Here is a 12,015-nt window from a genome sequence, read left to right on the forward strand (position 1 = left end):
ACGACAGTCGTCCTGCGCGAGATGCGCTGGTGGGACATCGAGCCCGTCTTCGTCCTGGAGAAGGAACTCTTCCCGGACGACGCCTGGTCGCGCGGCATGTTCTGGTCCGAGCTCTCCCACGCGCGCGGGCCGCTGGCCACCCGCCGGTACGTGGTGGCGATGGACGGCGAGCGGCTCGTCGGGTACGCGGGGCTCGCATCGGCCGGCGACCAGGCCGACGTACAGACCATCGCGGTGGCCCCCAGCCACTGGGGCACGGGGCTCGGCTCCCGGCTCCTGACCGATCTGCTGAACGCGGCGACCGCCTTCGAGTGCGCCGAGGTCATGCTCGAGGTGCGGGTCGACAACACCCGGGCGCAGAAGCTGTACGAGCGCTTCGGCTTCGAGCCCATCGGCTTCAGGCGCGGCTACTACCAGCCGGGCAACGTGGACGCCCTGGTGATGCGCCTGACCGATCCATCAACTTCAGTGAATCCCGTACAAGGAACCGACACCCATGGCTGACTCGCGCGACCAACCTCTCGTTCTCGGCATCGAGACCTCCTGCGACGAGACCGGCGTCGGCATCGTCCGCGGCACCACCCTGCTCGCCGACGCCATCGCCTCCAGCGTCGACGAGCACGCGCGCTTCGGCGGCGTCGTGCCCGAGGTCGCCTCGCGCGCGCACCTGGAGGCGATGGTGCCGACCATCGACCGCGCCCTGAAGGAAGCGGGCGTGACGGCGAAGGACCTGGACGGCATCGCGGTGACCGCGGGGCCCGGCCTCGCGGGCGCGCTGCTCGTGGGCGTCTCGGCGGCCAAGGCGTACGCGTACGCGCTCGGCAAGCCGCTCTACGGCGTCAACCACCTGGCCTCGCACATCTGCGTCGACCAGCTGGAGCACGGCACGCTGCCCGAGCCGACCATGGCGCTGCTGGTCTCCGGCGGCCACTCCTCGCTGCTGCTCTCCACCGACATCACATCGGACGTACGCCCTCTCGGTGCGACGATCGACGACGCGGCGGGCGAGGCCTTCGACAAGATCGCGCGGGTGCTCGACCTGGGCTTCCCCGGCGGTCCCGTCATCGACCGGTACGCGAAGGAGGGCGACCCGAAGGCGATCGCGTTCCCGCGCGGCCTCACCGGCCCGCGCGACGCCGCCTACGACTTCTCCTTCTCCGGCCTGAAGACCTCGGTCGCGCGCTGGATCGAGGCCAAGCGGGCCGCGGGCGAGGACGTCCCCGTCCGTGACGTGGCGGCGTCCTTCCAGGAGGCGGTCGTCGACGTGCTGACCCGCAAGGCCGTGCGGGCCTGCAAGGACGAGGGCGTCGACCACCTGATGATCGGCGGCGGAGTGGCCGCCAACACGCGGCTGCGCGCCCTGGCGCAGGAGCGGTGCGAGGCGGCCGGGATCCGGCTGCGGGTGCCGCGGCCGAAGCTGTGCACGGACAACGGCGCGATGGTGGCCGCGCTCGGCGCGGAGATGGTGGCGCGGAACCGCTCGGCATCCGACTGGGACCTGTCGGCGGACTCCTCGCTCCCGGTGACGGAACCGCACGTGCCGGGCCACTCGCACGACCACAGCCACGTGCACGAGGTAAGCAAGGAGAACCTGTACTCGTGACCGTCGCGCTGATGTGGGAGGCCCGCGCCGCCGACGGGCGCGGCGAGGAACTGCTCGCGTGGGCGAGGGCCCAGCCCCTGGACGGTGCCCCGGTCCGCCGGGAGAGCTTCCGCGCCCCGCAGGACCGGGTGCTCGTCCTGACGTGGTGGGACGCGCCGTACGACGCAGACCTCCCCGAAATCCCGGAGCCCACACCGGAGTTGGTGACGCGGGCGGTGCACAGGTGGCGGTTCGAGTCGGCCGGCCTGGACTGACGCCTCGTGGCGGCAGCCGTCGCGACGGTGGTGCTGCATCGCGGCCCCGCGCGGCCGCGACCTGCGGAAACGTGTGCCCGGGAAAAATCTTCGAAGAATCTGGGCGACGATGTCGATCCGGGCGTCTCCCGTTCGACGCATGGGTGAGAGGCGAGGAGAAACCCCGCCGCCACCTGTTGGGAGACCACCATGCCGCGCTTTCTGACGATGATCCGCGTCGACGAGAAGAACTCCCCCGAGGGCGGCCCGAGCCCCGAGATGGGCGAGCGCATGGGCGCGCTGCTCGAAGAGATCACCAAGGCGGGAGTGATGCTGGAGACCGCGGGTCTCACCCCGAGCGACCAGACCACCCAGGTGCACTGGAAGGGCGGTCGGCTGTCCGTCACGGACGGCCCGTTCACCGAGGCCAAGGAGGTTGTCGGCGGCTACTCGATCAGCCAGTGCAAGGACAAGGCCGAGGCCGTCGAGTGGGCGAGCCGGTTCCTGAAGACCCACGACGAGCAGTGGACCGTGACGGCGGAGGTCCGGGAGATCATCGAGGGCTGACGTCCCGGCGCCGACCCTTTGCGGTGCCCCGCGGAGGGTGCTCTGATGGGTGGCCGTGACGGCCCACTCCTCAGAGCACCCCCGCCCGGACACCCCTGACCGCGCCATCGAGACCGTCTTCCGCATCGAGTCCCCGCGCCTGATCGCGGGCGTCGCGCGGATCGTGCGCGACGTGGGCATCGCGGAGGAGCTGGCGCAGGACGCGATGGTCGCCGCGCTGGAACAGTGGCCGCGGACCGGCGTCCCCGACAACCCGGGCGCCTGGCTGATGACCACCGCCAAGCGCCGCGCCATCGACCTCGTACGCCGCAGGGAGCGCTACGCGCGCAAGCTTCAGGAGGTGGGCCGCGACCTGGAGGCGGCGCCGCCCCACGTCGACGAGCCCGCCGACCCCGACGACATCGACGACGACCTGCTCCGCCTCGTCTTCACCGCCTGCCACCCGGTGCTCTCCGCGGAGGCCCGCATCGCACTCACGCTGCGGCTACTCGGCGGCCTCACGACGGCGGAGATCGCCCGCGCGATGCTGGTCCCCGAGTCGACGGTGGCCCAGCGCGTCGTGCGCGCGAAGCGCACCCTCGCCGCCAAAGGCGTGCCCTTCGAAGTGCCGTACGGGGGCGACCGCGAGGCCCGGCTCGGGTCGGTGCTCGAAGTCATCTACCTCATCTTCAACGAGGGGTACGCGGCCACGGCGGGCGACGACTGGCTGCGCCCCTCCCTGTGCGAGGACGCGCTCCGCCTCGCCCGCGTGCTGGCGGGGCTCATGCCGCGGGAGGCCGAAGTGCACGGCCTGGCGGCGCTGTTGGAGCTCCAGGCGTCCCGGTCGGCGGCGCGGACGGGGCCGAAGGGCGAGCCGGTGCTCCTCGCGGACCAGGACCGCCGCCACTGGAACCGGCCGCTGATCCGGCGGGGCTTCACCGCACTCGCCCGCGCGCGGGCCGCGTCCACGGGCGGCCCCGGCCCCTACGAACTCCAGGCCGCGATCGCCGCGAGCCACGCCAACGCGCTGTCGTACGAGGAGACGGACTGGCCCCAGATCGTCGCCCTGTACACCCTGCTGGCCGAGCGGGCTCCCTCGCCGGTGGTCGAACTGAACCGCGCCGTGGCGGTGTCGATGGCCTCGGGCCCCGCGGAGGCACTGCCCCTGGTCGACGCGCTCGCGGATGAACCCGCCCTGAAGGACTACCACTTGCTGCCGAGCGTGCGGGGTGACCTGCTGGTGAGGCTGGGACGGGTGGCGGAGGCGCGGGTCGAGTTCGAGCGGGCGGCGGGGCTCACGCGGAATGGGAGGGAGCGGGAGTTCTTGCTGGGGCGAGCTGAATCCTCCAGCCCGTCCGGCGATTGAGGACGAACTCGGCGGAGCCGGTGATCGACGGTGCCCGGGACCCGGGGGGCTTCAGGCTTCCGCCACGGGGTGAGCGATCACGGGGCGCCCGATCAGCATCGCCGGCGCCCCCGCCACCCTCGTCAGGAACACCGTCGCGGAGTTCTTGCCCTGCGGCTTCACCTTCCGCCGCAGTTCCTCCGGCTCCACCGCCGAGCCCCGCTTCTTCACCGTCAGGATCCCGACCTCCCGCTCCCGCAGCACCGCCTTCAACTTCTTCACGCCGAAGGGGAGTTGATCGGTGATCTCGTACGCCACCGCGTACGGCGTCGTGTGCGGCGCGTCGGAGGTGACGTACGCGATGGTCTCGTCGATCAGACCGCCCTCCACCCGCGCGGCCACCTCCGCCACCAGATGGGCACGGATGACGGCGCCGTCCGGCTCGTACAGATAGCGCCCCACCGCCCGCACCTCCGGATCCGGCAGCATCGCGTCGAGCGAGGACCACAGCGATGCCCCCGAGGGCAGCAGCGTCGCGCGGTGCGAGGACGGGGTGTCCGTGCCGAACCACAGCACGGCCTCCTTCACGTCCCCGCCGTCCGAGATCCACTCCGCCGCGGCATCGGCGGGAATCGCCTCGTGCGGAATGCCGGGAGCGATCTTCAGCGCCGCGTGCGGAGCCTTGCGGGCGGCCTCGATCGCCCAGGAGAGGGGCGGCGAGTAGGCCTCGGGATCGAAGATGCGGCCCCGCCCCCCGCGCCGGGCGGGGTCCACGAAGACCGCGCCGTACGCGGACGTGTCGACCTCGGTGACATCGGCCTCGCGCACCTCGATGAGGTCGGCGAGGCCAAGGGCGTCCGCGTTCGCCCGTGCCACCGCGCAGGTCAGCGGGTCGCGGTCGACGGCGAGGACGGAGATCCCGGCGCGGGCGAGGGCGATCGCGTCGCCGCCGATGCCACAGCAGAGATCGGCCACGCTCCGTACGCCGAGGGCCTTGAAGCTCTCGGCGCGGTGCACGGCCACGCTCGTCCGGGTCGCCTGCTCGACGCCGTTCGGCGTGAAGAACATCCGTCCCGCGTCCTCGGCGCCGAACTTCGCCACGGCCCGCCGCCGCAGCCGCGCCTGCGCGAGGACCGCCGTGACCAGCTCCGCCGGGTGGTCGCGGCGCAGACGGGTGGCGACGGCCAGCTCGCGGGCCGGATCGGCCTCCCGCACCTCGCCGAGTTCGAGCAGGGACCGGCCTTCGGGGGTGAGCAGCGCGGAGAAGGAGGTCAGGGCGGTCGAGTCGCGGTCGAGGTCGTTCACCCGGCCCATTGTGGGCCAGTCGGTGGATGGTGTGCGTCCGGTGGCGGTGTCGGCCCCACAGCGGGGCTGTGAGCTGCAAAGATCCGGCGCCATGCAACTAGTACGACAAAACGAAAAATACGGCAGAAGGCGGACGCGGCATGTACGGGCCGGAGTGGCCGCTCTCGTCGTCGCCGCGATCGCCTCCGGCTGCGCCTCGGGCGACGACGGCGGAGCCAACCCCGCCCCCGGTCAGCAGCGTCTGGACGCGCCGCCCGCCCGCGCCCTCGACTCCTACGCCCACAAACTCCGCGTCACCCAGGTCGCCCGCGCCGCCGCCGCGAAACGCTGGGGCCTGGCGAAGACCCCGCTGGCCGCGCCGCCCGCCCCGGCCAAGAAGCCGAAGATCACCACGCGCAAGGGGTTCGAGGTCAAGGGGCAGGAGGGTCTTCCGCCCGTCTTCACGACCATCCCGACCAAGAAGAAGATCGTCTTCCTGACCATCGACGACGGCGCGGAGAAGGACCCGGAGCTGCTCAAGATGATGAGCGAGCTGCAGATCCCGTACACCGCGTTCCTCAGCGACTATCTGGTCAAGGAGGACTACGGCTACTTCAAGAAGATGCAGTCCCGAGGCGTCGTCCTGAACAACCACACCCTCAACCACCGCTACATGCCGGGCCTTTCGTACGCGGCCCAGCGCCGCGAGATCTGCGGCATGCAGAACACCATCCAAAAGCGCTACGGCAAGCGGCCCGAGCTCTTCCGCCCGCCGTACGGCAACTACAACGCGGACACGCTGCGGGCCGCAAAGTCCTGCGGGATCAAAGCCGTGCCGCTGTGGGCGTCCGAGGCCTTCCCCAACCGCATGGCCTGGCGCGAGTGGGACCGGGACCTGCACCCCGGCGACATCATCCTCACGCATTTCCGGGGGCGCGAGGACTGGAAAGGCACGATGCCCGACATGGTCCGCAAGGTCATGAAGACGGTCACCGACAAGGGGTACGCCGTGGCCAGGCTGGAGGACTACCTGTGACCGGGCGGGCGCGGGCGCGGCGGTTCCTCGTCGGCGCGCTCGCGGCAGGCGTGCTCGCGCCCGCGCTGCTCACGGGGTGCGCGCAGTCGGTGGACCCGATCGAACGCCTGGGCAGAAAGGCGGCGGAGAAGGTCCCGCCGAGGAAACCCGCGGCCTCGCCAAGCTGTGCCCACCCGCCCGCGGGTGCGCCGAGAACGGGGCGGCACACGGCGACGGAGACGGAACCGCCCGCCGCGGGGAAGCGTTGCCCCGAGGGGCGCGGGGGCCCATCGGCGTCTCCACCCGGATAAGACCCGCGTCAGTGAATTAGCAGTCCGCTTGACCGAGTGCTAATCGTCGTCCTAGTCTCGGCCTTGGCACTCACCACTGGAGAGTGCCAACAGCGACGGGCAGGTCCGGCACCCGCGACGACGGATCCACCTGGTCGCCACCCCAGACTGTTAACCCCGTAGATCTCCGAAGGGGGAGACCGGATCGTGACGACCGCCAGCTCCAAGGTTGCCATTAAGCCGCTCGAGGACCGCATTGTGGTCCAGCCGCTCGACGCCGAGCAGACCACGGCCTCCGGCCTGGTCATTCCGGACACCGCGAAGGAGAAGCCCCAGGAGGGTGCTGTCCTCGCCGTGGGCCCGGGCCGCTTCGAGAACGGCGAGCGCCTGCCGCTCGACGTCAAGGTCGGCGATGTCGTGCTGTACAGCAAGTACGGCGGCACCGAGGTGAAGTACAACGGCGACGAGTACCTCGTCCTCTCGGCTCGCGACGTGCTCGCGATCGTCGAGAAGTAATTCACCCGAGCAGAAACATGCTTTGAGCTGCGCCCCTGGCCACCCCTGCTGATTGCCGGGCGGCGAGGGGCGCAGTTCGTTCGTCAAACCCGAGTTTCCGAGAGGGCTGAACCGCTCCCATGGCGAAGATCCTGAAGTTCGACGAGGACGCCCGTCGCGCCCTCGAGCGCGGCGTCAACAAGCTTGCCGACACGGTCAAGGTGACGATCGGCCCCCGCGGCCGCAACGTCGTCATCGACAAGAAGTTCGGCGCCCCCACCATCACCAACGACGGTGTCACGATCGCCCGTGAGGTCGAGGTCGAGGACCCGTACGAGAACCTCGGCGCGCAGCTCGTCAAGGAGGTGGCGACCAAGACCAACGACATCGCGGGTGACGGCACCACCACCGCGACCGTGCTCGCCCAGGCCCTGGTCAAGGAAGGCCTGCGCAACGTCGCCGCCGGCGCTTCCCCGGCCGCCCTGAAGAAGGGCATCGACGCCGCTGTCGCGGCCGTCTCCGCGGAGCTCCTCGCCACCGCGCGCCCGATCGACGACAAGGCCGACATCGCGGCCGTCGCCGGTCTGTCCGCCCAGGACCCGCAGGTCGGCGAGCTCATCGCCGAGGCGATGGACAAGGTCGGCAAGGACGGTGTCATCACCGTCGAGGAGTCCAACACCTTCGGTCTTGAGCTCGACTTCACCGAGGGCATGGCCTTCGACAAGGGCTACCTGTCCCCGTACATGGTGTCCGACCAGGAGCGTATGGAGGCCGTCCTCGACGACCCGTACATCCTGATCCACCAGGGCAAGATCTCGTCCATCCAGGACCTGCTGCCGCTGCTCGAGAAGGTCATCCAGACCAACGCCTCGAAGCCGCTCCTGATCATCGCCGAGGACGTCGAGGGCGAGGCCCTGTCGACCCTGGTCGTGAACAAGATCCGCGGCACCTTCAACGCCGTCGCGGTGAAGGCTCCCGGCTTCGGTGACCGCCGCAAGGCCATGCTCGGTGACCTCGCCACCCTCACCGGCGGCACCGTCATCGCCGAAGAGGTCGGCCTCAAGCTCGACCAGGTCGGCCTCGACGTGCTCGGCACCGCCCGCCGCGTGACCATCACCAAGGACGACACCACCGTCGTCGACGGCGGCGGCAACGCTGCCGAGGTCGAGGGCCGCGTCAACCAGATCAAGGCCGAGATCGAGGCCACGGACTCCGACTGGGACCGCGAGAAGCTCCAGGAGCGCCTCGCGAAGCTGGCCGGCGGCGTGTGCGTCATCAAGGTCGGCGCCGCCACCGAGGTGGAGCTCAAGGAGAAGAAGCACCGTCTGGAGGACGCCATCTCCGCGACCCGCGCCGCGGTCGAGGAGGGCATCGTCTCCGGTGGTGGCTCCGCTCTGGTGCACGCCGTCAAGGTCCTCGAGGGCAACCTCGGCAAGGAGGGCGACGAGGCCACCGGTGTCGCCGTCGTCCGCCGCGCCGCCGTCGAGCCGCTGCGCTGGATCGCCGAGAACGCCGGCCTCGAGGGCTACGTCATCACCTCGAAGGTCGCCGAGCTCGACAAGGGCTTCGGCTTCAACGCCGCGACCGGCGAGTACGGCGACCTGGTCAAGGCCGGCGTCATCGACCCGGTCAAGGTGACGCGCTCCGCCCTTGAGAACGCCGCGTCCATCGCTTCGCTGCTGCTGACGACCGAGACCCTGGTCGTCGAGAAGCCGGCCGAGGAAGAGGGCGAGGCCGGTCACGGCCACGGGCACGGTCACTCTCACTGACCTCGCCTGACGCCTGACGCTGCCGCGTAGCTGAAACGGAGGCCCGGTACCCCCTAGTGGGGTGCCGGGCCTCCGTGCGTTCCCGAGTGCGGGCCCGTCGTGGCTTGTCGCGCAGTTCCCCGCGCCCCTTACGGGGCCCGCTACTGCGGGCCGTACTTGCGGCCGGTACGGGATGTCACGCCGCCCAGCAGCGCCCTCGGGGTCACCTTCACGACTCCCATCATCGCCTTGTACTTGGGGTCCGGGATGGAGAGGGACTTGCCGCGCGCCAAGTCGGACAGCGCGGCAGCGACCAGTTTGTCCGCGTCGAGCCACATCCACTTGGGGATGTTGGACGTCCCCATCCCGGCGCGCTCATGGAACTCGGTCCGTACGAATCCGGGGCACAGGGCCATCAGCCGCACCCCGGAGCCGGCCAGATCCTTCGCCGCTCCCTGCGTGAACTGCACGACCCACGCCTTCGACGCGCCATACGTCCCGCGCGGCACGAACGCCGCCACCGAAGCGACGTTGACGACGCCACCGCGGCCCCGCTCCCGCATCGACTCCGTCGCCGCCGACGTCAGCCGCAGCACCGCCTCGCAGTGCACCTTCAGCATCGTCAGCTCGTCCTTGATCGGCACCTCCAGGTACTGGCCCTTGTTGCCGAACCCGGCGTTGTTCACCAGCAGGTCGACCGGGTTCCTGCGGTCCGCGAGCCGCTTCTCGACGGCGGCGATCCCGTCGTCCGTCGCGAGGTCCGCGGTGAGCACCTCCGCCTCGATGCCGTGCCGGTCGTGCAGTTCGGTCGCCTGTTCCCGCAGCCGCTCGGTGTTCCGTGCCACCAGGACCAGGTTGTGGCCGTCACCGGCGAGCCGCCGGGCGAAGGCTGCGCCGATACCGGCGGTCGATCCCGTAATCAGAGCCGTAGTCATGGACCAAGGCTAGTGAGATCCGGTGACCGCTGTGTCGCCCGGAGGCCCTCCCGGCCTGCTCTGCTTCCGTTTTCGCGTCGTGCCCGGCCCAAGTCGCCGGGCCCGAAGGCCAGTTACGCCGGTCATGCCCGTCATGAAGCCTGGGAGCCGTACTTCTCCGCGTACTTCCTTGCCGCGTCGACCGACTCGGGATGCAGCGCGTCCCCGGCGGCGAGCAGGCTCGGCAGCAGGTGCCTCTCCGTCGTGACGGCCCTGAACTGGAGGGCGACGGTGACCTCGTGCGCCGGTCGGTGCACGATCTCTATCGCGTCCCCGCCGCGGATCTCACCCGGTTCGATCACCCGCAGGTAGGCGCCGGGAGTGCCCTGCTGGGTGAAACGCTTGACCCACCGCGTCTCGCCGAGGTGGCCCTGGAACGTCTGGCAGGGAATGCGGCCCGATGTCACTTCGAGGAGCAGATCGGGGCCGACGCGCCAGCGCTCGCCGATCTTCGCACCGCTCACGTCGAGCCCGGACGTCGTGAGGTTCTCGCCGAAGGAGCCATGGGGCAGCGGGCGGCCGAGCAGCCGCTCCCACGCGTCGAGGTCCTCGCGCGCGTAGGCGTACACGGCCTGGTTGTCGCCGCCGTGGTGCCGCAGGTCGCAGACGTCGTCCCCGGCCACCCCGCTCCCGCCGACCCCCTTCGCGCCGGGCGCCGTCACCCGTACGGCCCCTTCGGCGGGCTGCTTGTCGATGCCGGTGCCGCCCGAGGGGGCGTCGGTGTACTCCACGGCCTTGTACCGGCCCAGATTCACGGAGAGAAGCTTCATGTCGAAAGGCTAGGCGAGCTCGCTCAAAGGGTCGACACATTATTCGCCGCCCGACCCAAGCGTCGCTTATGCTTGAGTCATGATCGAGGCCCGTCATCTCCGCGTCCTGCGTGCGGTCGCCGCCACCGGCTCCTTCTCCGCCGCGGCGCGCGAGCTCGGCTGCACCCAGCCCGCCGTCAGCCAGCAGATGAAGGCACTCGAAGCCTCCGCTGGCACGACACTGCTGATCCGCACAGGGCGTGAGATGCGCCTGACCCAAGCCGGCGAGGCCCTGGTCCGGCACGCTGCCGGGATCCTGGCGGGACTGACGGCCGCCGAGGAGGAGGTCGCCGCGATCGCGGGCCTGAGGGCGGGCCGGGTCCGCCTCGTCTCCTTCCCCAGCGGCAGCTCGACGCTGGTGCCGAGCGCACTGGCCGCCCTGCGCGCGGCGCACCCCGGCACCCGGGTGTCGCTCGTGGAGGCCGAACCGCCGCGCTCGGTGGAGATGCTGCGCGAGGGCGACTGCGACGTGGCGCTCGCCTTCCGGTACGAGGGTGCGTCCGCCGCGGAGGAGTGGGACGACCTGGTCGTACGTCCGCTTCTGGCCGACCGGCTCGTCGGTCTCGTGCCCGAGGGGCATCGGCTCGCCAAGGCGGAGTCGGTCGCCATCGGGGAGCTGGCCGACGAGCCGTGGATCGCGGGCTGTCCGCGCTGTCGCAGGCAGCTGGTCGAGGTCTGCGAGGGGGCGGGATTCGTGCCCCGCATCGATTTCGCGACCGACGACTACCCGGCGGTGATCGGACTGGTCGGCGCGGGCCTGGGGGTCGCGGTGATGCCCGAGCTCGCCATCGAGTCCGTACGCCCCAAAGGTGCACGCACAGTGACGGTGGAGCCTGCTGTCCAGCGCGAGATCGTCGCGCTCACCCTGCCGGATCTGGCGCAGGTACCCGCTGTGGCGGCCACGCTGGACCACCTCGCGCGCGCCGCGGAGCGCTGAGCGCTTCCGAAGAAACGTTCCTTCAGGTGTGCGTGACGATGCCGCCGCTTGATGCCCTGGTCGCGGCCGACGCCGACGCAGAGGGTGCGGACGTCGTGACGAGGCGGTTGCGGGCGCGGCCCATGAGTTCCTCGCGCTCGTCCTCGGTGAGGCCGCCCCACACGCCGTACGGCTCCCGTACCGCGAGGGCGTGAGCTGCGCACTCCGCACGTACCGGGCACCTCATGCAGACCTCCTTGGCGGAGTTCTCACGCGCGCTGCGTGCCGCGCCCCGCTCACCCTCGGGGTGGAAGAAGAGCGAGCTGTCGACCCCACGGCAGGCGGCGAGGAGCTGCCAGTCCCAGAGATCTGCGTTCGGTCCGGGAAGGCGGGAGAAATCTGCCATTGCTTGTCTCCTGGTAGCCGTTCTGCGCGGATACGGTGCCCACGACCGTACATCTACTGTCTAAGGAGATGAAAATATGACTCATTGGAAAATCTAGCCACAGACACCAGCAAAAGGGAAGGAAGAGGGCTAAATGGGGCATGGGTTGTGATGAAACGTTGAGGGTCTCTTGCGCTGCCTGCTCCGTGTCCGCGCCCTCACGTAGAGTGCCGAAGGTGGCCCACCGCCCCGTAACTCTTTCGGGTGACCGTCGTTGAGAGTGCGGAGGCGGTTGAAAGAACAAGCGCTCGGGCAGATGTCCGAGAGCGTCAACCGCACAGGTGACGAATAAGTACCAGCCTGGAGGCTCAA

13 protein-coding genes are annotated in these 12,015 nt (G+C 70.3%); 9 read left to right on the top strand and 4 right to left on the bottom strand.

The annotated features are described in order from the left end of the window. The first annotated feature begins 21 nt into the window (after window positions 1-21). The 5 genes from rimI to ACWGI2_RS16995 all read left to right on the top strand — a co-directional run bounded on the left by rimI (window position 22) and on the right by ACWGI2_RS16995 (window position 3,748). Window positions 22-504 (top strand): ribosomal protein S18-alanine N-acetyltransferase, encoded by a 483-nt coding sequence (gene rimI, locus ACWGI2_RS16975; RefSeq protein ID WP_453696747.1) that lies wholly within the window; start codon window positions 22-24, stop codon window positions 502-504. Next, on the top strand, window positions 497-1,603 hold the full coding sequence (gene tsaD / locus ACWGI2_RS16980) for a tRNA (adenosine(37)-N6)-threonylcarbamoyltransferase complex transferase subunit TsaD (protein ID WP_453696060.1): 1,107 nt from the start codon (window positions 497-499) through the stop codon (window positions 1,601-1,603). The genes rimI and tsaD overlap by 8 nt, the downstream gene beginning before the upstream one ends. After that, a complete protein-coding gene (locus ACWGI2_RS16985) occupies window positions 1,600-1,857 on the top strand; it encodes a hypothetical protein (RefSeq protein WP_453696062.1) in 258 nt (85 codons plus the stop codon). Before tsaD ends, ACWGI2_RS16985 begins: the two co-directional genes overlap by 4 nt. A gap of 189 nt (window positions 1,858-2,046) precedes the next feature. Beyond that, entirely contained in the window at window positions 2,047-2,403 is a 357-nt protein-coding gene (locus ACWGI2_RS16990) for a YciI family protein (RefSeq protein WP_453397420.1), read from the top strand. Between the two features lie 49 nt (window positions 2,404-2,452). Continuing rightward, window positions 2,453-3,748, top strand: coding sequence for an RNA polymerase sigma factor (locus ACWGI2_RS16995; protein WP_453696063.1), 1,296 nt, complete (start codon window positions 2,453-2,455; stop codon window positions 3,746-3,748). 51 nt (window positions 3,749-3,799) lie between these two features. Here ACWGI2_RS16995 and ACWGI2_RS17000 read toward each other — a convergent pair whose 3' ends face one another. Continuing rightward, window positions 3,800-5,041: a THUMP-like domain-containing protein gene (locus tag ACWGI2_RS17000; protein ID WP_453696064.1), complete on the bottom strand. Its 1,242-nt coding sequence runs from the start codon at window positions 5,039-5,041 to the stop codon at window positions 3,800-3,802. 82 nt (window positions 5,042-5,123) lie between these two features. On the opposite strand from ACWGI2_RS17000, the gene ACWGI2_RS17005 reads away from it, so the two are divergent. From ACWGI2_RS17005 to groL, 3 genes are all read left to right on the top strand, one after another. Continuing rightward, window positions 5,124-6,047 (top strand): polysaccharide deacetylase family protein, encoded by a 924-nt coding sequence (locus tag ACWGI2_RS17005; RefSeq protein ID WP_453696065.1) that lies wholly within the window; start codon window positions 5,124-5,126, stop codon window positions 6,045-6,047. A 476-nt stretch (window positions 6,048-6,523) separates the two neighbouring features. Further along, window positions 6,524-6,832, top strand: coding sequence for a co-chaperone GroES (gene groES, locus ACWGI2_RS17010; RefSeq protein ID WP_006347174.1), 309 nt, complete (start codon window positions 6,524-6,526; stop codon window positions 6,830-6,832). A gap of 119 nt (window positions 6,833-6,951) precedes the next feature. Continuing rightward, window positions 6,952-8,580: a chaperonin GroEL gene (gene groL / locus ACWGI2_RS17015; protein WP_453397416.1), complete on the top strand. Its 1,629-nt coding sequence runs from the start codon at window positions 6,952-6,954 to the stop codon at window positions 8,578-8,580. Between the two features lie 140 nt (window positions 8,581-8,720). Here the strand turns inward: groL and ACWGI2_RS17020 are convergent, their stop codons facing one another. Further along, window positions 8,721-9,494 carry an SDR family NAD(P)-dependent oxidoreductase gene (locus tag ACWGI2_RS17020; RefSeq protein ID WP_453397415.1) on the bottom strand — a complete coding sequence of 258 codons (774 nt, stop codon included), beginning with the start codon at window positions 9,492-9,494 and terminating at the stop codon, window positions 8,721-8,723. A gap of 131 nt (window positions 9,495-9,625) precedes the next feature. Next, on the bottom strand, window positions 9,626-10,303 hold the full coding sequence (locus ACWGI2_RS17025; protein WP_453696067.1) for an MOSC domain-containing protein: 678 nt from the start codon (window positions 10,301-10,303) through the stop codon (window positions 9,626-9,628). Between the two features lie 79 nt (window positions 10,304-10,382). Between ACWGI2_RS17025 and ACWGI2_RS17030 the strand changes: the two genes are divergently transcribed. Beyond that, window positions 10,383-11,279 (top strand): LysR family transcriptional regulator, encoded by an 897-nt coding sequence (locus ACWGI2_RS17030; RefSeq protein WP_453397413.1) that lies wholly within the window; start codon window positions 10,383-10,385, stop codon window positions 11,277-11,279. Window positions 11,280-11,301: 22 nt separating this feature from the next. Here the strand turns inward: ACWGI2_RS17030 and ACWGI2_RS17035 are convergent, their stop codons facing one another. Continuing rightward, the gene (locus ACWGI2_RS17035; RefSeq protein WP_453397412.1) at window positions 11,302-11,664 is read right to left on the bottom strand and encodes a WhiB family transcriptional regulator; all 363 of its coding nucleotides are present in this window, start codon (window positions 11,662-11,664) and stop codon (window positions 11,302-11,304) included. Window positions 11,665-12,015 lie beyond the last annotated feature (351 nt).

This window comes from Streptomyces sp. NPDC054866 (assembly GCF_053610745.1).

What these genes read in the sequence shown, in the direction of transcription:
- rimI (WP_453696747.1), top strand. Translation starts at nt 22, where the DNA reads ATGCGCTGGTGGGACATCGAGCCCGTCTTCGTCCTGGAGAAGGAACTC.
- tsaD (WP_453696060.1), top strand. Translation starts at nt 497, where the DNA reads ATGGCTGACTCGCGCGACCAACCTCTCGTTCTCGGCATCGAGACCTCC.
- ACWGI2_RS16990 (WP_453397420.1), top strand. Translation starts at nt 2,047, where the DNA reads ATGCCGCGCTTTCTGACGATGATCCGCGTCGACGAGAAGAACTCCCCC.
- ACWGI2_RS17000 (WP_453696064.1), bottom strand. Translation starts at nt 5,041, where the DNA reads ATGGGCCGGGTGAACGACCTCGACCGCGACTCGACCGCCCTGACCTCC.
- ACWGI2_RS17005 (WP_453696065.1), top strand. Translation starts at nt 5,124, where the DNA reads ATGCAACTAGTACGACAAAACGAAAAATACGGCAGAAGGCGGACGCGG.
- groL (WP_453397416.1), top strand. Translation starts at nt 6,952, where the DNA reads ATGGCGAAGATCCTGAAGTTCGACGAGGACGCCCGTCGCGCCCTCGAG.
- ACWGI2_RS17020 (WP_453397415.1), bottom strand. Translation starts at nt 9,494, where the DNA reads ATGACTACGGCTCTGATTACGGGATCGACCGCCGGTATCGGCGCAGCC.
- ACWGI2_RS17025 (WP_453696067.1), bottom strand. Translation starts at nt 10,303, where the DNA reads ATGAAGCTTCTCTCCGTGAATCTGGGCCGGTACAAGGCCGTGGAGTAC.
- ACWGI2_RS17030 (WP_453397413.1), top strand. Translation starts at nt 10,383, where the DNA reads ATGATCGAGGCCCGTCATCTCCGCGTCCTGCGTGCGGTCGCCGCCACC.
- ACWGI2_RS17035 (WP_453397412.1), bottom strand. Translation starts at nt 11,664, where the DNA reads ATGGCAGATTTCTCCCGCCTTCCCGGACCGAACGCAGATCTCTGGGAC.